General features: G+C 61.0%; 16 protein-coding genes. 4 read left to right on the top strand and 12 right to left on the bottom strand.

Going from position 1 to position 21,001, the window contains the following annotated elements; all coding sequences use genetic code 11:
• Nucleotides 1-13: 13 nt before the first annotated feature.
• The 8 genes from DKY63_RS03915 to DKY63_RS03950 all read right to left on the bottom strand — a co-directional run bounded on the left by DKY63_RS03915 (nucleotide 14) and on the right by DKY63_RS03950 (nucleotide 10,627).
• Nucleotides 14-1,366: a DUF1329 domain-containing protein gene (locus DKY63_RS03915; RefSeq protein ID WP_110962879.1), complete on the bottom strand. Its 1,353-nt coding sequence runs from the start codon at nucleotides 1,364-1,366 to the stop codon at nucleotides 14-16.
• Nucleotides 1,367-1,605: 239 nt separating this feature from the next.
• Nucleotides 1,606-2,061, bottom strand: a complete 456-nt coding sequence (locus tag DKY63_RS03920; RefSeq protein WP_110962880.1) for a MaoC family dehydratase — start codon at nucleotides 2,059-2,061, stop codon at nucleotides 1,606-1,608.
• Nucleotides 2,062-2,097: 36 nt separating this feature from the next.
• A complete protein-coding gene (locus tag DKY63_RS03925; protein WP_110962881.1) occupies nucleotides 2,098-3,237 on the bottom strand; it encodes an acyl-CoA dehydrogenase family protein in 1,140 nt (379 codons plus the stop codon).
• A 15-nt stretch (nucleotides 3,238-3,252) separates the two neighbouring features.
• Entirely contained in the window at nucleotides 3,253-4,449 is a 1,197-nt protein-coding gene (locus tag DKY63_RS03930; protein WP_110962882.1) for an acyl-CoA dehydrogenase family protein, read from the bottom strand.
• A 13-nt stretch (nucleotides 4,450-4,462) separates the two neighbouring features.
• Complete coding sequence (locus DKY63_RS03935; RefSeq protein WP_110962883.1) at nucleotides 4,463-5,650, bottom strand: lipid-transfer protein; 1,188 nt, start codon at nucleotides 5,648-5,650, stop codon at nucleotides 4,463-4,465.
• Nucleotides 5,651-5,779: 129 nt separating this feature from the next.
• On the bottom strand, nucleotides 5,780-6,580 hold the full coding sequence (locus DKY63_RS03940) for an enoyl-CoA hydratase/isomerase family protein (protein WP_110967831.1): 801 nt from the start codon (nucleotides 6,578-6,580) through the stop codon (nucleotides 5,780-5,782).
• Nucleotides 6,581-6,655: 75 nt separating this feature from the next.
• Nucleotides 6,656-7,801 carry an acyl-CoA dehydrogenase family protein gene (locus DKY63_RS03945; protein WP_110967832.1) on the bottom strand — a complete coding sequence of 382 codons (1,146 nt, stop codon included), beginning with the start codon at nucleotides 7,799-7,801 and terminating at the stop codon, nucleotides 6,656-6,658.
• A gap of 114 nt (nucleotides 7,802-7,915) precedes the next feature.
• On the bottom strand, nucleotides 7,916-10,627 hold the full coding sequence (locus DKY63_RS03950; protein WP_110962884.1) for a LuxR C-terminal-related transcriptional regulator: 2,712 nt from the start codon (nucleotides 10,625-10,627) through the stop codon (nucleotides 7,916-7,918).
• A 165-nt stretch (nucleotides 10,628-10,792) separates the two neighbouring features.
• On the opposite strand from DKY63_RS03950, the gene DKY63_RS03955 reads away from it, so the two are divergent.
• The 4 genes from DKY63_RS03955 (at nucleotide 10,793) to DKY63_RS03970 (ending at nucleotide 15,516) form a co-directional block, all read left to right on the top strand.
• Nucleotides 10,793-11,566 carry an enoyl-CoA hydratase/isomerase family protein gene (locus tag DKY63_RS03955; RefSeq protein ID WP_110962885.1) on the top strand — a complete coding sequence of 258 codons (774 nt, stop codon included), beginning with the start codon at nucleotides 10,793-10,795 and terminating at the stop codon, nucleotides 11,564-11,566.
• 41 nt (nucleotides 11,567-11,607) lie between these two features.
• Nucleotides 11,608-12,852: a thiolase family protein gene (locus tag DKY63_RS03960; RefSeq protein WP_110962886.1), complete on the top strand. Its 1,245-nt coding sequence runs from the start codon at nucleotides 11,608-11,610 to the stop codon at nucleotides 12,850-12,852.
• An 87-nt stretch (nucleotides 12,853-12,939) separates the two neighbouring features.
• Nucleotides 12,940-13,860 carry an SDR family NAD(P)-dependent oxidoreductase gene (locus DKY63_RS03965; RefSeq protein WP_110962887.1) on the top strand — a complete coding sequence of 307 codons (921 nt, stop codon included), beginning with the start codon at nucleotides 12,940-12,942 and terminating at the stop codon, nucleotides 13,858-13,860.
• A gap of 84 nt (nucleotides 13,861-13,944) precedes the next feature.
• Nucleotides 13,945-15,516 (top strand): AMP-binding protein, encoded by a 1,572-nt coding sequence (locus DKY63_RS03970; RefSeq protein ID WP_239499370.1) that lies wholly within the window; start codon nucleotides 13,945-13,947, stop codon nucleotides 15,514-15,516.
• 265 nt (nucleotides 15,517-15,781) lie between these two features.
• On the opposite strand, the gene DKY63_RS03975 is transcribed toward DKY63_RS03970, so the two are convergent.
• From DKY63_RS03975 to DKY63_RS03990, 4 genes are all read right to left on the bottom strand, one after another.
• The gene (locus tag DKY63_RS03975; RefSeq protein WP_110962889.1) at nucleotides 15,782-16,822 is read right to left on the bottom strand and encodes a DUF1254 domain-containing protein; all 1,041 of its coding nucleotides are present in this window, start codon (nucleotides 16,820-16,822) and stop codon (nucleotides 15,782-15,784) included.
• Nucleotides 16,823-16,854: 32 nt separating this feature from the next.
• On the bottom strand, nucleotides 16,855-18,207 hold the full coding sequence (locus tag DKY63_RS03980; protein WP_110962890.1) for a DUF1214 domain-containing protein: 1,353 nt from the start codon (nucleotides 18,205-18,207) through the stop codon (nucleotides 16,855-16,857).
• Between the two features lie 108 nt (nucleotides 18,208-18,315).
• Nucleotides 18,316-19,377: an NAD(P)-dependent alcohol dehydrogenase gene (locus DKY63_RS03985; protein WP_110962891.1), complete on the bottom strand. Its 1,062-nt coding sequence runs from the start codon at nucleotides 19,375-19,377 to the stop codon at nucleotides 18,316-18,318.
• Between the two features lie 165 nt (nucleotides 19,378-19,542).
• Nucleotides 19,543-21,000, bottom strand: a complete 1,458-nt coding sequence (locus DKY63_RS03990; RefSeq protein WP_110962892.1) for an acyl-CoA reductase — start codon at nucleotides 20,998-21,000, stop codon at nucleotides 19,543-19,545.
• Between the last annotated feature and the right edge of the window lies 1 nt (nucleotide 21,001).

Genomic DNA, 21,001 nt, shown 5'->3' on the forward strand with positions numbered 1-21,001 from the left:
CCGGAAACAGCCGTCAGCGAACCCCTGCCCCCGCCAAGCTATCAGACGACCAGCCATTATCCGCACTGAGCTTGTCCATGACCTGCACGCCCGCCTTGCCTGGCCAGACGTTGATGTAATAGGTACCCGCAATCAGGTCGTAGTGGCCAGCGGTGCTGTTGGTGGCAACGGCGTCATACATCTGATGGATATAGCTGAAGCCAGGGCGCCACAGTTGACCGCGGCCGTCGTACTGGTCCACCGCTACGGCGGTCCAGCTGTCCTCATCGATGTAGAAGGTACGCTTGGAGTAGATGTGGCGCATGCCGGGCTTCAGAGTCGCTTCCACGACCCAGACACGGTGACGCTCCCAACGCACCAGGTCCGGATTGATGAACTTCGAGCCAAACACCTGCTCAGGACTTTCGGCGTAGGCGAAGCGGTAGGCGTTATACGGAACATACATCTCCTTCTTGCCGACCAGCTTCCAGTCGAAGCGGTCCATCCGTCCATTGAACAGGTTGATGTCGTCGATGGTAGACATACCCGAGGTACTGGCATTCGGCGTGTCGTAGGCCAGGTCTGGCGCCAGGCGCACACGGCGTTGTCCTGGCAGATACTGATAGGCCTTGCGTCCCCGCTCAGTGGCCGTGTAGTCGAAGGTCATCACCGCTTCACCGGCACGACGTGCAGGGCCGCTGTAGTTGGCACGGGCACGGGTCATCACGATGTCGTCGCCGCTTTTCGACGTATCGTAGTAAGGCATCTCATAGGTCCAGCGACCCAGGGTCGATGTGACCAGTTTCCCCGCCGCATCCACGTTGTAAGCCCCGTACTTGGGCGCGATCCAAGCCAGGCCCTGGTAACGTGCGAGATGGTTGAACATCACTTCGATGCCGGTCTTGGGAATCGGAAACGGCACACCGGCGTGGGCGCCTTGCAGCGTTTCGTTATTGTTGGTCAGTGTGGCGCTGGTGGCATTCTTCAGCGTGTTGTCCAGCACGAACTGCGGATAGCCTACAGTGCGATGCGTCGGATAAACGTCGACGCGGAAACCCGGAAGCTTCTTGACCAGAGCCTTGGTGCCTTCGGTGAGCTTGTCGCTGTAGGTGTCCACGTTAGTGGCATTGATCGAGAATTGCGGTTTTTCATTGGCGAAGGGGTCGGGACGAATGCCCGAGGCCTTGTCGAAGCCAACGGGCGCTGTATTCAGCCCGCCGGTATAGGCCGGAATGGTGCCATCGGCATTACCGGCCTTCTCGGCACCCACGCTGGTCAAGGTGGTGCCCAGTTGCTTGGCTTCTTGTTCTGATACTGCTGCATGGAGCACGCCTGCATGCGCGGCCAGCAAGCCGAGCGCAATCAGGGTTCTTGTGAGTTTAATCATGTCTCCAACCTCTAGGATGATGGTTTGAGCGTCTTATCAAGCACGCCCTGCCCTTCAAGGAACTGCGGAATATTTTCCCGTCCTGGCAGTGTTTTTTAACCAACACCCCCCTGTCTTCGCCCCCCCCTTATTGGCGCACAAAGGGAGGGGCCGGCCTTTTACCCGGCTGAAAACGCAAACGCCACGCGGCATCGGTATGCGCGTGGCGTTTGTCACAGCAGTGTTGCGGGCGTTATGGCTCAGGCGAATACTCGTAGGATGGTCTCGGCGACGCAGGCAGGTTTGGTGACGCCCTCGATCTCCACGGTCATCTCGTAAGTCACCTGGGCACCGTTGCCTTCCAGCGGTTCGAAAGACAGCACCTTGAAATGCCCGCGCAACCGGCTGTCCACCGGCACTGGCTGTACAAAGCGTACCTTGTTCATGCCGTAGTTCACGCCCATCTTCACATTGCGCAGCTCAAAGGCGTTGGTCATGAAGGTCGGCAGCAGGCTCAGGGTCAGAAAGCCATGGGCAATCGTCTTGCCGAATGGCCCCTGGGCGGCGCGTTCGGGGTCGGTGTGAATCCACTGGTGATCGCCGGTGGCTTCGGCAAAGGTGTTGATACGTTGCTGGTCGATGGCCACCCAGTCGCTGGTGCCCACGACTTCGCCAACGAGGCCTTGCAGTTCGGCCAGTGTTTCGTAGCTTTTCATTGTTGTTGTGCTCTCGATAGTCTGTTCAATAACGGTTCAGACGCGCAATTGCGCCTGTAGCGCGGCCGCACAAGCGGCCTCGTGGCTGTCGCTGCCGCCCAGGAGCAAGTCCGCGACGATGGCCCGTTTGTAGTAGTGCCCGACCAGGTACTCCTCGGTCACGCCAATGCCGCCGTGCAACTGGATGCCCTGGCCGCAAACGGACTTCGCCGCGCGGCAAATGAGCATCTTGCTGCCCGAAACGGTTTTGTCGCGGGCGACCTCATCATCATTGACCATGGCGGCGAGGGCCGCGTGCAGGCTCGAACGGGCCAGCTCCAGCTCCGCCGCCATATCCGCCATGCGGTGCTGCAAAGCCTGGAAAGTGCCGATGGGCACACCGAACTGTTGGCGCACCTTGAGGTAATCGGCCGTGACTTCGATGGTTTTTTCCATCGCACCGATCAGCTCTGCGCACAGGGCTACGATGCCGTGGGCCAGGCCTTGTCGTAACCCGGACAGGCCTTGCCCCGCCTCGCCAAGCAAGGCGTCCGCGCCGACTTCTACGCCATCGAAATGCAGCTCCTGCGCCCACGTACCGTCGTGCAATGGCAGCGTCTGGCAGGTCAGGCCTGGGCGATCTGCATCCACCAACAGCAGGCTGATACCCGGTGTCTGCGGTATCTGCGCCGAAACGATGAACGCCTTCGCACCCTCGGCGCCCAGCACCAGAGTCTTGCGTCCGGACAGGCGAAAACCGTGTTCCTGACGCTCGGCCCGCAGGGTGACGGGCAACGGCATGCCCCGTGATTGCGCCTCGCTGTAGGCCAGCGCGATACGGTACGTGCCGTCGGCCAGTTGCGGCAGCAGGCGTGCTTTTTGCGTGTCGCTGCCCGCCGCCAACAGCGTCTGGGCCGCCAGCACACCACAGGCCATGAAGGGTTCCAGTACCAGTCCGCGCCCCAGTTCCTGGGCAATGATCACCGTGTCCACCAGCGAGCCACCAAGCCCACCGTATTCTTCCGGTAACGCGGCCATCAGCCAGCCGTTGGCGGCGAACAGGCCCCAGTTGTCCGCACTACCGTTTTTGCCTGTCTTGAGCAGGGCGGTACGCGCCTCGAAACTGTAGGCCTTGTCCACATAGCGTCGCAGGCTGTCCTGCAACAGTTGTTGTTCCGAAGTGAATTCGAAATCCATAGCGGTTTCCTGAGATCAGAGTTGGAACAGCATCTTGGCGATAATGCCGCGCTGCACTTCGCTGGTGCCGCCGTAAATCGTCGAGGCGCGCCGCAGGAACATGTCATTGCTGATCCCCCTTGCCAGTGCCTGCTGCGGGAACGACTGTTCCGGGCCTGCCTCATGGGGATGCGGATAGGCAATCGCGCCGTAGTCGCCCAGTGCCTCGATCTGCGCCTCGGTGATGCGCTGCTGCAATTCGGTGGCGCGGATCTTGAGCATCGAACCCAGTGTGTGCGACGCCGGATTGTGCTGTTGTTCCAGGCGCGCAACCCGCTGCACCAGCATTTCGATGGCTTGCAGTTCGGCGTCAAGGCGCGCCAGCTTCAGCGCGAATTCCGGGCGTTCGAAAAGCGCCTGCTCGCCCACCCGCAACGTCGTGCCGATCAGCTGCAGCTCGCGCAGGTAGCGTTTGAGTTCAGGTAGATCGGCAACGGTGGCGTGTTCGTTGTTGAGCAAGAACTTGGTGATGCTCCAGCCCTGTCCTTCCACGCCAATCAAGTTGCCGACCGGCACCCGCACGTTGTCGAAGAAGGTTTCATTCAAGTGATGGGCATCGTCGATGCTGCGGATCGGGCGTACGGTAATACCGGGTGTACGCATGTCCACCAGCAAAAAGCTGATCCCCGCTTGCTTCTTCACATCCGGGTTGGTGCGTACCAGCAAGAAGATCCAGTCCGCGTGATGCGCATAGCTGGTCCAGATTTTCTGTCCATTGACCACGTAGTGGTCACCATCGCGCTCGGCACGAGTGCGCAGCGATGCCAGGTCGGAACCGGAGCCCGGCTCGGAAAAACCCTGGCACCACAGGCGCTCGCCATTAAGCACCGGCGGCAGGTGCTCGGCCTTTTGTTCCGGTGTGGCAAACGCGTTGAGCACGGGACCGAGCATCTTGTGCACGAATCCATCTTGCGTTGGCGTGCCGGCAGCGCTGCATTCGTCATCGAACACAAGGATCTGCGGCACCGACCAACCGGTACCGCCGTGCTCCTTGGGCCAGTAAGGCGCACCCCAGCCGCGCGCCGTGAGGAGTTTTTGCCAGCGCATGATCTGTTCTCGCGGCGAGCGGGCGCAGCGCTGTTGCCCCTTCAAATCCGCCGGGACCTGGTCGCGCAGGAAGCTGCGCACTTGCTCGCGGAACGCTTCGAGGCTGGCGTCAGGTTGAAAATCCATTGCGCTTCCCCTGTCAGTCTTTGCGGTACAGGGTGACGACGCAGGCGCCACCAATACCGACGTTATGTTGCAACGCGATGCGCGCACCCTCGACCTGGCGCTGCTCGGCGCGGCCACGCAGTTGCTGGACCAGCTCGGTGCATTGCGCCAGGCCTGTCGCCCCGATCGGGTGGCCCTTGGATAGCAGGCCGCCGGACGGGTTGACCACGTATTGACCGCCATAGGTGTTGTCGCCATCGTCGACGAACTTCTGCGCCCCGCCTTCCGGGCACAGACCCAGGGACTCATAGGTCAGCAACTCGTTCTGGGCGAAGCAGTCGTGCAGCTCGACGACGTGCACGTCTTCGGCGCCGATGCCGGCCATTTCATAGGCTTTGCGCGCTGCGGCACGAGACATCGAGTAACCGGCCACATCACGCATGTCGCCTGATTTGAACGTTTCCGCACCATCGGTGGTCAGTGCCTGGCCGGCGATTGACACGCTGCGATCCAGACCATGCTTCAACGCATAGGCTTCGCTGCACAACACCACCGCGGCCGCACCGCAGGTCGGTGGGCAAGCCATCAGGCGAGTCATGACGCCAGGCCACACCACCTGGTCGGCCATCACTTCTTCAGTGGTGACTACTTTGCGGAACACGGCTTTGGGGTTGTTGGCCGCGTGACGGCTGGCCTTGGCGCGAATCTTGGCAAAGGTTTCCAGCGGAGTGCCGAAGCGCTGCATGTGCTCCACGCCGGCACTGCCGAAAATTCGCAGGGCCGCCGGAATTTGCGCAGCACCGGGAATCGCTTCGTCACATTGATCGAGGAACAGTTCCAGCGGGCTCGGGCGATCCGGGAAAGCACTGCCGATGGCGCCGGGGATCATCTGTTCGAACCCGAAGGCCAGGACGATATCCACCATGCCGCTGGCGATGGCCTGGTTGGCCAGGTACAAGGCCGATGAACCACTGGCGCAGTTGTTATTGACGTTCAACACCGGAATGCCAGTCATGCCAACGTTGTAGAGCACACGCTGGCCACAGGTGGAGTCACCGAACACAAAGCTGGCATACGCCTGCTGCACCGATTCGTAACCGACGCCGGCATCTGCCAGGGCCAGGCGCACGGCCTGCTCACCCATGACCGCATAGGTTTCGCTCTGGCCGGGTTTTACGAAGGGGATCATGCCGACACCCGCAACGACGACTTTCTGCATCATGTCTTACTCCTCAACAGTGGAAATCCTGCCGGCTCCTGGGCATTTTCCGGCTTATCGGGCCGGACGGCGGGTTTTGAGTCTCAAGGATAGGCAGCCCCGAAGTCCTGCCGCCCCTCCCCATTTGGGGGTTTATGGCTGTGGCAGTTTCGCGCCAAGGTAGGGCAAGCCTTCCTTGCCGAGAAAGCGTCGTACGGCTTCGGCATGGTATCGACTGGCCCCGCACAGCGACTGCGCGCAAGCCTCGAACTGGGTCATCGCCTGACGGTCCGTCTCGAACGAGCGATTGAGCAGGGTCTTGGCCAATCCTAGCGCATCGGACGGCGCGTCATCGAACTGGGCGGCGAACTGCAAGGCGCTGTCCAGCAGCTGATCCTGCGAGACGATGACCTGCGCCAAACCAAGCTCCAGCGCTTGCTGTGCATCTACCGCCCGTGCGCAAAAAATCAGCTCCTTGGCCTTCGCCAGCCCGACCAGGCGCGGCAGTACGTACAGCATCGACAGGTCCGGCACCAGCCCCAGGCTCAAGAAGGTAGGTAATAGCCGCACCCGTGGCGTCACGAACATGAAATCCGCGGCCAGGGCCAGGGAAAACCCGGCGCCCACCGCTGCGCCGTCAACTGCCGCGATCACAGGTTTTTGCAGGTCGACCAGACCGGCGAACCATTCATGAAAGCCCAGCACCAGCTTGCGCCCGGCGAACGTGCCATCTTCGCCCTCCTCCAGGCTGCCCAGGTCGAAGCCCGAGCAGAATGAACCGCCGGCGCCGGTCAACACAATCGAGCGAACCGAGTGATCATCCCGCGCTGCCATCAATGCGGCCGGCAGGGCTTCGTTGATGGCGGCCTCGAACGCATTCTTTTTCTGCGGCCGGTTCAGGGTGATCAGCGCGGTCTTGCCGATCTTTTCATACAGCACTGCACTGTCAGTCACGTCCATTTCCTCCTGATGCGGCATCGGCCGGTGATGCCCGGCCGTGCTCAAGGTTGGGATTGCCCAGCGGGTCAATTACAGGTTGCGGGCGATGATCACCTTCTGGATGTGGCTGGTGCCCTCGTAAATCTTGGTGACCCGTACGTCACGGCAGTAACGCTCCACCGGGAAATCGTTCAGGTAGCCGTAGCCTCCATGGATCTGCAGCGCATCGGAACAGACCTTTTCAGCCATTTCGCTGGCGAACAATTTGGCGATGGACGCTTCCTTGGCGCAGGGCACACCGGCGCAATGCAAGCGCGCGGCGTGCAGCATGTAGTGCTGGGCCACCTCGAACTGAGTGGCCATGTCGGCCAGATCGAACGCCACGCCTTGCAACTTGATGATCGGCGCACCGTAGGCTTCACGCTCGTGTGCGTACTTCACCGCCGCTTCCAGCGCGGCACGGGCGGCACCTACCGCCACGGCGGCAATACCGATGCGACCTTCGGACAGGGTGGCCATCAGGCGTTTGTAGGCAGTGCCTTCCTCGGCCAGCAGGTTTTGCACCGGTACCCGGCAGTTGTCCAACTGGATCGCCGCCACATGGGCCGAACGCTGCCCCATCTTGCTTTCCACGCGTGCCACGATGTAGCCCGGCTCCCGTGGGTCGATGATAAACATGCTCGCGCCTTTGCGACCTTCGGGCGTATCCGTGGTGGCGGCGATCGCGAAGGCAATCCCGGCTTCGTTGCCGTTGGAGATGAACTGCTTGCTGCCATTGAGCACGTAGTGGTCGCCCTCGCGACGCGCCGAAGTGCGGAAGGCGGCGGTGTCGGAACCGGCCTGGGGCTCGGTGAGCAGGCCGGCGGCGATGAGCTCGCCGGAAATCATCCCGGCCAGGTACTTCTGCTTCTGCTCTTGGGTGCCGAAGCGATGCAGCATGTCGGTCATGCCGTTGTGGACATGCAGGATGGTCGCAAAGCCAGCGTCGGCGGCGGCGAATTCCTCGATGCACAGGCAGTATTCCGGGAATGACATGCCCGAACCGCCTGCCTCTTCCGGAACTTGCATGCCAAGGAAGCCGAGTTCGGCCACCGCCTTGAGTTCCGCGTGCGGCCAAGCGCCCGTGCGGTCGCGTTCGGCTGCCGTGGTCGCCACGACTTCCTGGGCCACCTTGCGTGCGGCGTCGCGAATCATGATTTCCTGCTCGCTCAGGAATGCTGCAGATGTATCGCTCATGGTCTTCCTCTTGATCCGGGTCAAAAAATCGATGCTGACCTGAGCATGCGGGTTGACCACGCACGTACGCGCCTCCCGTCTCGGGAGGGGGCGCACGCCGCGATCAACGTCCCGTCACTTGAGCATGCCCTGCTGGCGCGCCAGGGTGATTGCCGCATAGCGGCTGGACACACCCAATTTGGCGAGGATGTTTTTCACGTTCCACTTCACGGTGCCAAAAGTGATGTTGAGCGTCAGGGCGATTCGTTTGTTGGACATGGCTTGGGCAACCAGCCCGAGAATCTCCAGTTCACGAGGTGTCAGGCTGGCCCGCGGGCCCTCGTTCGAGTGCCTTGGCGCGCTCACCACTGGCGCGGGCTGCGCCTGAGCCGTTTCATGGCACAGCAATGCGTTCAAATAGTCGCCGACTGAACCGTCGCCGGCGATTTCGTCCTGCCATTGCGCCAGCAACGACAACAGCGCCGGGCCTTCATCGAGCAAGGTCCGAACCAGCCCCATCCGGGCGCAGGCATCCACGGCCTGTTGCAGGTAGGCCCGCGCCGACTCCGGCTGATCGAGCATGGCGTGGGCCTGCGCGCCGAGCAGCCGCGCCCGGACCAATAACCGCCCACGCGCAGATTGTTCGGCGAAGGTGATCACGGTCTGTAGTTGCTCCAGCGTACTGAGCGGATCACGCATTGCCAGAGCCAGCCGCGCTTTGGACATGGCGGTCTGGCAGGCGATTTCATCGCGCACCTCTGCGTGCGGACGTTGCGATGCTTCCAGGGCCGTCAGGCGAGTCACCAGCTCGCTGGCGCGACGATTTTCTCCTTGCAGCACCAGCACGCGAACTTGCTCGGCCAGCATGAAGGCCAACAACCGGTCCAGGCCCAGTACATGAAAATGCGCGCTTTGGGTTTCGAGAAAGTTCAAGGCCGCCTGCGGCGACTCGCGCTGCAAGGTGATACGCGCACGGCAGATGGAGGCGCGACCCATCACATCAGGCATGGATGAACGCAAGATACCGCTGCGATTGGCCAACACTTGCAGCGCCTCATCGAGCTGATCCAGTTCGTACCAGGCATCGCATAGCGTGGCGGCGCACAGATTGGCCGCCACCGAGCCACGACCATAAGCCTGCTCGGCGCGAGCGTTGACGCTGGTCCCGATACGTTGTGCCTGTTGCGCATTGCCCTCACTGAGGCTCGTCAGTGCCCGGGTGTTTTCAAAGACCAGCGCCATGTCGTTGTCGCAGTGACTCAGATCAACGGGATGCTGTTCATGAAGCTTTCTGGCGTCGTCCGGGCGCCCCACTGACAGGTAGGCCGTGGCGAGGGCTGACAGACTGATGTAGCGCAGGGAGTGGTTTTCCAGCGGCGTCTGAAGGGTCGGTTCCAGCAACCCGATGACCCGGCGGGGCTCATCCAGTTGCAACGCGATGGCGGCATCGGCCAGCACCAGTTTCGAGGAGATCGCCGGCAGGCGCGACGCCTCGCTGCGGCGTATCTGTTCCAGCCAGCGCTGGGCCTTTTCCGGTCGGGCCGTGAAGGCATACGTCAGGCAGCCCATGATGAACAGTTGCGGATGGGCGAACAAAATGTCCTGGGGCAGGCGTTCGAGCAGGTGCAGCATCGGACTGGTGTAAGCCATGCTCCAGGTCGTCGATGCGGCTTGTTCCATGGCCTTGACGGCATCGTCGCGGTCACCGCCCAGGTTGGCGTGGCGCACGGCCTCCACCAGATAATCATGCTCGGCAAACCACTGGCTGGCGAGGCGATGAAGCGCCTGGACCTTAGCCTCGCCGTGGCTCAACAGACGCTGGATGAGAAACTCGCCGAACAGCGGGTGAAAGCGATACCAGGGCGTACTGTCATCGGACTCGATGCGATGAATCAGCAGATTCTCGTCTTCGGCGCGCTTGATCATGTCCCGGACGTGAGCGCTTCCCGTCACGAACTCGCTCAGATCGGCATTGAAGCGGCGCAGGATCGAGACTTTTTCCATGAACTCCAGCAACTCGGATGGTAAACAGGCCAGCACGTCTTCGGTCAGGTACGCCTGCAAATCCGCCGAGTTGCGCAGGATCGAGCGCAACTGCGAACGCCGCGTCGGACGCACCCGCAACATGGTTGCAATGGGCTGCAGGCTGGCGGGCCAGCCATTGGTCAAATCATGAATCAACCGTTCCTCGTCGGCCGTCAGCGCCAGGGTGCTGAGGTTCTGCTTGAAGAAGTCCCGGGTCTCGTCCAGATCGAACGGCAACTCGACGGTATCGATCTCGGCGACATGCCCCTGCATGCGCAACCGCCCCAGGCTCAATGGCGGTGTCGTCCGCGAAGCGATGGTGACGTGCAGGTTGGCCGGGCAATGGTCGAACAATTTCTGCATCAGGCGATGTGAGGCCGGAGAATCGACATGATGAAAATCGTCGAGCAGCAGGTGCAACTCTCTTTCAATGTTTTGCGCCGCATGGGTGACCAGGGCGATCAAGGCGTTGATCGACTGCTCGCTGCCGTCACTGTTGAGCCAATCCTGTTCGATGCCGATGCCCAGGCGTTGCAAGGCTGCCAGTAAATAGGAAAGGAAGCTGGCGAACTGCCGGTCATCAAGGCTGAACGAAACCCAGGCTACATCCAGCCCTGCTTTCATCAACTCCAGGCGCCACTGGGCCAGAAGAATCGTTTTACCGAACCCCGCCCCTCCGGTAATCAGGCTGGCACTGCACGGTTGCGACTCGCGTAGGCGCGCCAACAGATGCGCGCGCGGGATATGCCGGGCACTCAGGCGCGGCGGCGAGAACTTGGTGGCGACCAACAGATCGCCGGCGTTGATGACATTTGTCTGCATGATTGGGTCTCCGCCCTTTGGCTTATTGCCTGTATGTGCGGCACATCCTGCAACAGACGAAGTGACGCTCGCCCCGTCCGCAAGGGGGGGGGATCGAGTCTGAGGGACTCGCGTAATTTCCAATCCAGACAGAAACGTCAATTGCATGTTGATCGAGGATTGGAGATGAGCGAGTCCGTTTCTTTTGAACTCAAGGGCCAGGTGGGCTGGGTCACCTTGACCCGCCCGAAAGCCATGAACGCCCTTAACCGTGAAATGCTGGAGGCCATGACCGCCCGCCTGAACGCCTGGGAACATGACGATCAGGTCCGCGTGGTGGTCCTGACCGCCACCGGTCCGGCCTTCTGTGCCGGCGCTGACCTCAAGGCCGGCGGCACACCACAGCCTGGCGAGAAAGACCTGCTGGACACCATCGTCACTTTCTTCGACGCGCTGCGTGCCTTTCCCAAGCCAGTAATTGCCGCCGTCAACGGTATGGCCTTGGCCGGTGGTCTGGAAACCGTACTGTGCTGCGATCTGGTGATTGCCGCGCAAAGTGCTCGCTTCGGTGATGCCCACTCCAATTTCGGCGTATTCCCCGGTGGCGGTGGCGCGGCGGTATTGCCCCGCAAGATTCCGGAGAACATCGCCAAATACATGCTGTTCACCGGTGACGCCCTGCCCGCCCAGGACATGAAGAACTACGGCCTGGTCAGCGAAGTGGTTGCTGATGAGGAACTGGTCGATCGCGTCCAGGCCCTGGGCGACAAACTGGCGCAAAAAAGCCCGCTAGTGCTGCGCAAGATGAAAAAAGTGGCCGACGAAGCTGGCGACAAGACCCGCGCCGACGCGTTGCGCCAGGAACTGCTGGAACTGCGTAACCACCAGCGCTCCTACGACATGGCCGAGGGCGTGCGCGCCTTCGCCGAGAAGCGCAAACCGGATTTCAAGGGCTACTGAGTCAGGTGCCCGGCCTTTTTCCTCAACTATTCGAGGCAACCATGGAAAACGTATACATCGTCGGCGTCGGCATGACCGCCTTCGGCCGTCACACTGACAAGACCATCAAGCAACTGACCGCCTGGGCGGTGGAAGATGCACTGAAGGATGCCGATTGCGACCGGAAGTGGATTCAGGTCGGATTCTTCGGCAACTGCACCCAGGGCCACTTTGATGGCCAGCACATGATCCGTGGTCAAGTGGCACTCTTGCCGCTAGGCCTGGACAGCATCCCGATCTTCAACATCGAAGGGGCTTGCGCCTCTTCGAGCCATGCCTTCAACCTGGCCGTGACCCAGTTGCAGGCCGGTGCTGCCGATGTGGCTTTGGCTGTGGGCGCCGAGAAGATGTTCTATAGCGACAAGGCAAAAATGTTCTCGGCGTTCGAGTCCGCCTGGGACATCGAAACCTTCGAGGAAAACAAGCATTATCTGGCGAGCATGGGCAAGGGCATCGTGCCGCCTGCCGGCTCGCAATCGGAAAAACCTTACAGCCCGTTCATGGACGTCTACGCGGCCCTGGGTCGTGGCGGCCTGATGGAGCGTTATGGCATTACCCAGCGCCAGTTGGCTGCCGTGTCCTCGAAGAACCATGGCCACTCGGTGCACAACGAGCGCTCCCAGTACCGCAATGCCATGAGCATCGAGGAAATCCTCGCCGCCCCGCCGATCACCTACCCGATCACCCTGCCGATGTGCTCGCCGATTTCCGATGGCGCCGCCGCCGTCATCCTCTGCACTGAATCGGCATTCAAGAAATACGGTTTCAACAAGAACCGTGCCGTCAAGGTTCTGGCCAGCGTCGTGCGCTCAGCCTCGGCCCGGGCAGCCGAAGACTTCGACAAAGGTTGCACCCACCTGGCTGGCAAGGCGGCATTCGAGCAGGCAGGCATCAGCCCGCAAGATGTCGATGTGGCTGAAGTGCATGACGCCACCGCTATCGGCGAACTGCTGGCAATCGAAGCCCTGGGCCTATGCGAACCGGGCATGAGCGGTGTGATGGCCGAGACTGGCGACAGCGCCCTGGGCGGCCGTTTGCCGGTCAACCCTTCCGGCGGCCTGGAGTCCAAGGGGCATCCGATCGGCGCCACTGGCATCGGCCAGATCTTCGAGCTGGTCGAGCAACTGCGTGGCAACTGTGGCCCGCGTCAGGTCGAAGGTGCCCGAATCGCCTTGCAAGGCAACGGCGGCGGTCTGTGGCGTGTGGAAGAGTCCACCGAGCACGTCGGCATTTTCGGCCGCGCCTGATCGTTTATGGAGGGCGGCGACTCATTGGAAACCACGCATTTCCTGCGCCGCACTCCACCTACTATGATTTCACCAGAGGAAAATATGATGACCATTCGTTTTGATGATCGCGTTGCTATCGTCACCGGCGCCGGCAACGGCCTTGGCCGCGTTCATGCATTGAACCTGGCGGCGCGCGGCGCCAAGGTTGTGATCAACGACTTCGGCGGTAGCCGCGACGGTTCTGGCAGCTCGTCTGACGCCGCCCTGGCGGTGGTCGAGGAAATCCGCCAGGCCGGTGGCGTCGCCATTGCCAACGGCGCCAACGTGGCCGACTACGAACAGGTCCAGGCCATGGTCAAACAAGCGGTCGAAGCCTTCGGTCGCGTCGACATCCTGATCAACAACGCCGGCATCCTGCGCGACAAGTCGTTCGCCAAGATGGAAATGGCTGATATTAAGGCAGTGATCGATGTGCACTTGATGGGCTCGATCAACTGCACCAAGGCAGTGTGGGAACTGATGCGCGAGCAGAACTATGGCCGCATCCTGATGACCACCTCGGCCGCCGGCCTGTTCGGCAACTTCGGCCAGGCCAACTATGGCGCGGCGAAGATGGCGGTGGTGGGCCTGATGAACATGCTCGCCATCGAAGGCCGCAAGAACAATATCCTGGTCAACACCCTGGCGCCAATGGCGGCCACCCGCATGACCGAGGACGTGATGCCGGCCGAACTGCTGGCGGCCAGCCGTCCTGAGCAAGTCACCCCGGGCGCATTGTTCCTGGTCAGCGAAAACGCACCGACCAAGCTGATTCTCGGAGCCGGTGCCGGCGTGTTCTCCGCCGTGCGCATGGAAGAGACCGCTCCGGTGTACATCGGCAACGAGGATCTGACACCGGAAGCCGTTGAGGCGCACATGGCGCAGATCACCGACTGGAGCACTGCCGTGGAGCGTTTCGACGCCAACGCGCAGGTCAAGGAGTTCATTGACACTGCCATGGCGGCCATCAAGGCTCGTCAGGCCTGAGTATTGCCGGGCCCTCGCTCGGGTTAAACTCGCGACGATGATCGCAACGGGCGTGCAGCCACACGCCCGGACGGAGAATGAACAATGACAATAATGAACTTCGCACACACGGTCGGTAACCTGGCCGTGCGGTTCGGCGATCGGGAAGCCCTGGTCAACATCGAGCGCAATCGCCGCTACAACTTCCGTGAACTCCACTCGCTGACCAACCGCGTCGTCAACATGCTGCGCGGGCGTCTTGGGCTTCGCCGCGGGGATGTCTACCTGTGCATCCTGGAAAACGACAACATCTCGCTGTTCCATGCCTGGACGGCGCTCAAGGGCGACGCCGCCGCTGCCTACGCGAACTATCGCGACGCTTTCGAAGAGCATCGCTGGCAAATCGAATTCCTGCGCCCCAAAGTGGTGTTCATCGAGAACGCGTTAATCGATCGTTACTTCGACTCGCTTCACGATCAGGGCATCACCGTCGTCTGCATGGACCCTCCAGAACACCCGCGTGCCGGCCTGTTGTATTTCTGGGACCTGCTCGACGGCGTGCCGGATCACAATCCGGGCGTCGACAACGACACTCAAAAGGACACGCTGGTCTATCGCTTCACCGGCGGCACCACCGGTCAGAGCAAGTGCGTGGCCTACACCATCGAAAACTGGATGGCGTTGCGCGACTCGATGTACCTGGAAGCCGAGCAACCCTATCAGCCGGACACCCGCTTCCTGCACATGGCGCCCATCAGCCATGGCTCCGGACTGGGGCTGCTGCCGACGCTGTACCGCGGCGGCTGTACCCTGACCCAAAACGTCCCGGACCTGGCCCGCCTGTGCCGCAATATCGAAGCAGAAAAGGTCACCATGACCCTGCTCGTGCCGACCATGATCTATCGCCTGCTGGAATTGCCTGAATCACGGGATTATGACCTGTCTTCGCTGCAGACCATGGCCTACGGGGCAGCACCGATGAGCCCGGCCAAGCTGCGCCAGGCACAGGAACGCTTCGGCAATATTTTCATGCAGATCTACGGCGCCACTGAGTGCCTGCATGCCGTGGCGTTGCTCGGCAAGGCCGATCATCTGACCCAGAACGATAAACAACTGTCTTCGGCCGGGCGCATTGCCGTCGGCGCGGAGATCCTGATCGTCGATGACAATGGTCAGGAAGTGCCTTTGGGCACGACGGGTGAGTTGTGGGTGCGTTCCCGGGGCACCATTTCGGGTTACTTCAAAAACCCGCAAGGCACGGCGCAGGAATTCCACGATGGTTACTGGAAATCCGGCGACCTGGGTTACATCGATCAGGAGGGCTTTCTGTACCTGGTCGACCGCAAGAAAGACATGATCATCACCGGTGGTTTCAACGTGTACGCCATCGAGGTGGAGGCGGCGCTCAATGCCCACCCTGCGGTGTTGAACTCGGCCGTCGTGGGTATTCCACATGAAGAGTGGGGTGAGGCGGTGCATGCCGAAGTGATCCTCAAGGATGGCCAGATCGTCTCGGTCGATGCGTTGATCGAGCACGTCAAGGGGCGCCTGGGTCGCTTCAAGGCACCCAAGTCCGTCCAGTTTGTCGACGCCCTCCCGCTCAGTGTCGTGGGTAAGGTGCTGCGCCGTCAGGTGCGTGAAAAGTACTGGAAAGACAAGACGCGTTGCGTGTCCTGATTCGCTGTTTGTTCTGAACGTTTACCCCTTCGATTTCGCCCTGATGTCCCCTACCGCCCTTGGTCAGGCTGGGGACATCGGGGCTTTTTTTGCGGGTTATCTTGCAGGTGGGACTGATTTGGCGTGGCTATTTTCCGGTCGACTTGTTCCCTGTAGGAGCGAGCCTGCTCGCGAAAAACGTGCAGACAACGCGGTCATTCAGAAATCCCGTGTCATCGTTGACGTCCATCGCGAGCAAGCATCTCCCACAGTATGTTCTTGTCCCTCAGGATGCCGGCTGTGCCTGGGGCAATTTCCAGCTGCCGTCCAGAATTGACTTCTGCGGCAGATAGAACCGCACCATGTAGTTCCACCCCGGCATGATCGGCAGGCAATTGTCCGTGCTGGCCGTGCAACCGCCAAACTGCACGGACACTCGCCCGCTCTGGTCTTTCTTCGCGGTCAGATTGTTGAGGGTGTAGGCCTCAAGAGCATTTGGCCGAAACCGGCCATCGGCATCGTAAACACTGATCGACCAGAAGGCTTGAACCGGTACCTGGTCCACGACCAGGCGATAAGGGGTCAGACCATCGTTACGTTCAGGTGTGACGATTTGGTAAAACGCGTCTTTCTGCGGATTGCCGCCCCATGCGGTTGCGCTGCCGATCAAGTGCCGTACCGGGTCCACGTCAGAGGTCTTGCCGAACATATCCCTTGAATCGTCCAGCGACTGGCCCAAAACGGCCAACGCATCGCGAATCCTGGCCCGGCTCGATTCATCCCACTCCGGCACGTCGAAGCGCCCCGGCCCATTGGCCTGGGTCACGGCAATGGCGTCCTGCAGAGCATGGACTTGGCTCAGGTCCGCAGGATCAGCCGGATTCACCAGGATCCGTACACCGAGCATGACGTAGCGGGTGCCCACCTGCGCCCGGCTCACGGTGTACTGGCCGGCGGCATAATCAACATCCACCACATGATGGTCTTCGTTGATCAGGGCCAACGAGATATAGCGCTTGCCCGCATCCGGCAGGGTGATGCTGACAGGCCCGGCATCCAGATCGAAGACTGCGGTGGAATAAAGCGTATCGCGGTTGGGCCGCACGACGGTCTGGGCGCCTGCGGGGACCAGTTGCCGCCAATGGAAGAACTGGCCCAGCCCTGCTGCCCGTTTGATGGTCATGGCGAAATACCGATCAGACTCGGCTCGGGCAAAATTGTCGACCGTTACCGGCACCTGCGCGCCCGGCAATACCTGACTATGTGCGGCGGGAAGACCGGTCGCCAGCAACGCGCAAGACGCCAGCAGCACTTTCCATTCGTTCATTGGTTTGTCCTTGGTAATAGTAGATAGGCGTTTCATAGCCGCACCAGCGCGGGTGGGAAATACTCGCCGCTGGCCACCGGCCCCTTGGCGCCGTAGTAGCGCAGCATCAACCGGAACGGCTCGCCTGCCACAGTCGGCAGCCAGTTGTTCTGGGCCGCCCCAGGTGGCAGTTGCGGTCCGAAATACAGCGTGAGGGAGCCGTCGGCGTTGTAGTGCAGGTCCGATTGATTGTTCAGCAAGAACCGGTCAAGCGAATTGGGCAGCACCCGGAACGTTTTGCTGTTGGTGGCCGTGACGGACCAGAAGTACCGTGCAAAACCGGAGGGCAATTGTTCACGAGGGAATGTCAGTGAGTAGCTGTGCCCGCCATCGAGGACCTTTCCGTCAGCATCCCGCGCGCCACGGTAATAGTTGACCTCCGCACTGGTATTAGCCCAGATGCCGCCAAGGTCGATCAGCGTCCGGGTCAGATAATCGCTGCCGTAGGCGCCCGAAGTCGCAGGCCGAACCCAGCCATCGCGCAATGTGCCCGGTCCGATGGTGGACGCTGCGCTGGCAAGATTGGCAAAGGCATGCGTCTTGATTTGCTGGTCAATACGCGCACGCTCGCCGGGTTGTTTGATCTGCTCGGCAATGCCACGCACCTGAGCTTGCAGCGTCTGCATGCCCGGATTGAGGTCAGGCTCCTCAAGCGCCACCGAAGCGGTATCGAACGCTTCCACCGTGGGTAGCTTATACAACTCGAATATTGGCGCCTTCGGCACGGGCGGCAATTGAGGCGTGCCTGTAGGTCGCATGCTGAACTGATGTTGCAGTCGCTCGGCGACGTTCCAATCCGAGCCCAGTTCCACCCGCGACAACACGCGTGCCGTGCGTACCGGGAGGTCGATTCGCCGGGTATTGGCCGGCAAATCCACTTTCGCGCCCTTGAGGCACACCGCGAACTCTCCATCCGGATGGTCAGCGAACGCGCGTTCATTGATATTGGCCAGGGTTTCCCCCCAGCCATTGAGCAGTTGCACCGTGTAATAACGATCGGTGATCTTCGGCACGCTCACCTGGGTACAACTGTGCTCATCGACGGCCACCCAGGCCTCCGAATAGGCGACGTCGAGATTGGGATTGGGCCAGTCAACCGCACCGGGTTTTCGGTGCACCAAGTGGTTCCAGGTCATGCCCTCCTGAAAATCCAGCTGCTGCTGGCGCATGACGAGCAAACGCCCGAGCAGGTAGATATAGGCATCGCTGACCTGTTGGTCAGCGAAGACAGGTGGTGATGTAACGGGCGATTCGGCGGCGACGGCACTGGCGCACTGGATCGCCCCTGCGAGCAAGGAAGCGACAAAGATGCCACTGCCACGCGCCAAACGTGAAGTTACTGTCATTGTTATTCTCCATCGTGGTCCATGAATGAACCGTTATGCCTCTGCCAGCGCCATACCGCCCCTCCCGTTAAGGGAGGTATGGCAGACAAACAAGATGGGAACGTAACCTCAGGCCACCTCGACATCCATGAGCGACGCCATGTCGATCACGAATCGATACTTCACATCATTGTTCTGCATGCGCGTGAACGCCTGGTTGATGTCCTTTATGTCGATCATTTCGCAGTCCGGCAGCACCCGGTGCGTGGCACAGAAGTCGAGCAGTTCCTGGGTCTGTTCCAGCCCGCCGATCAACGAGCCTGCAATGGAGCGGTTGTTCACCGCCAGCAAGGCCCCGTGTATCGGCTCCAGCGGCTCCAGGGCGCCGACCAGCACCAGCGTACCCTGGCGGGCCAGCAGCATCAGGTAAGGATTGACGTTATGGGTGCGCGGGATAGTGTCCAGAATCAGATCGAAACTGCTCGCGGCGCCTTTCATGGCCTGGGGTTCGCTGGATAGCAGCACATGGTGCGCGCCCAGGGCGCGAGCATCGTCAGCCTTGCCTGGCGAAGTGGTAATCACCGTGACTTCGGCGCCCAATGCCACCCCCAGTTTGACCGCCATATGCCCCAGTCCGCCCAACCCGACCACCGCTAGACGCGTGCCGGCCTTGACCCCGTGTTCACGCATTGGTGTCCAGACGGTGATGCCTGCGCACAGCAATGGACCAGTGAAGCGCGGGTCCAGCGAAGGCGGTACCCGCAATACGAATGACTCACGCACCACAATATGTTGGGCGTAGCCACCGCGGGTCACTTCACCGCTGATACGGTCCAGGCCGTTATAGGTTGGTGTCATGCCCAGGGTGCAATGCGGCTCCTGATGCTGCTCGCAGGCCGCGCACTGCTGGCAACTGTCGATCAGGCAACCCACGGCAACGATATCGCCAGGGCGATGTCGGCTGACGGCCAACCCGACGGCGGTGACCCGGCCGACGATTTCATGGCCCGGTACACAAGGGAAACGCGTGCTTTTCCAGTCGTTGTGCACGTAATGCGTGTCTGAGTGACAGACGCCGCAATAGTCGATGTCGATGGCGACATCATCGTCGCGCAAGGCTCGGCGTTCGAAACGCAGGGGTTCGAGTGGGGCGTTGGCTTCGTGGACGCCATAGCCGATGCAGGTGGTCATGTTCATGTCTCCAGAGGTTGAATGAACAACACTCCCCCTGTAGGAGCGAGCCTGCTCGCGAAAAACGTCCAGACAACGCAGGCATTCAGGCAGCCCGCGTCATCTTTAACGACCATCGCGAGCAGGCTCGCTCCTACAGGGGGAGTGCTGTTCATGGGTTTTTAGTCAGATCGACGGACGCAACCACGGCGCGGCGCTGGTTTGTGGCGCGGCGATCTGATTGGAGATCCACTTGCCCATGCGCCGCATCGGCTCGATGGAATCCTGTGGCGCGGCAAACTTCATGGCGGCGGCGTATCCCAGGGAAACGATGCGCTGAGCCCCATACAGCGGCAGCACATCCTTGAGCTGATCCTTGATGCTTTCCGGATAGACACCGACGGTCTGGGTATAGGCGTCAACCGCAGCCATCATTTCGCTCAGATCATCGACCGGCACCAGGTTGGCCGTGCGGTCATCCAGGCTGGCGGAAAAAGACACTGGTTCGGGTAACTGTGAACAGATGATCGCGCCCTCACCTTCCTTGCCGCCGATAACCCTGTACCACTCGTCATCCAGGCGCAGCGCGTCGACATGCGCCTTCAAGCCCTGGTCGTAACGCTTGGGGGTCGTGCTCAGGGTATTGGGCAAGCCGATCATCGCGTCATAGACGTACTGGCCAAACGTGTTGAGTTTTTCCAGGCCCTGTTCGTCGGTGCCACTTTGCACATAGACCACCCGCGCGCAAACACAGCCCTTCTGATTGATCGCGCCGATGTCGGCCGCCAGGCGCACCGCCGCTTCGCGCATGTTCGCTTCGCTGTCGAAGGTCTCCTGGCCGATGATGCTGGCGCTGCGTTTGGGGTCGAGGGAGATCAGCTCCAGGCCGGGCTGGATGTAGCGCGTCACGTGCTTCATGGAAGCGAATCCGCCCCAGGCGACGATTTTCTCCAGGTTTTGCGGCTGGTACAGGCGCTGCTCGAACGCTTCGTCGCCGCCCTTCCAGTAGGCCACCGAGAGGTGTTTGGTCAGCGGATGATCAGGGGCCATGTCGACCATGGTGCGGGCAATGGCCAGCGCGGTGAACGGGTCGTTGGACGGCGCCTTGATGATCGCGTCGCTGCGCAAGACCATGTTGCGGATGATGGTCCACAACGACAGGGACACCGCATTACCGGCGACGATGTGAAGGGTACGTGCACCGAAGCAACGCACCTCAAGTTCGGTGCCGTCGAGCAGTGTCTGCGGTACCCAGCCTTCAAGGTATTGGATACCGACCGTGGTTTCCGCCATCTCGGTGATGAATTCACGGGTCAGCATATGCGGCAGGCCCATGTAGGAGCCCTTGACGATGGTCGGGGTGGTGGGCGCGGTGAGGTACGACAGTTCGCAGGCTTCCTGCAGGTACTGGTTTTTGTCCAGCGCCAGGCGTTTACCGAGTTCGACGGCGTAATCGAGGATGTCATCGAAACTCAAGGTATACAGGTCGGCGAGTCTGGCCGGATTGCCCAGCGGCAATTGGTCGATGTATTTGCTTGCGTCGGGGGTGAGGAAGCTCAGGTCGCCGCCACGCCCACCCACTTCAATCAGGTTGTCGGTAATGATCTGACCACGAATGATCATCGGTGCAATGGGATGGGTCATG

It is taken from the genome of Pseudomonas putida (assembly GCF_003228315.1).
GTDB lineage: Bacteria > Pseudomonadota > Gammaproteobacteria > Pseudomonadales > Pseudomonadaceae > Aquipseudomonas > Aquipseudomonas putida_S.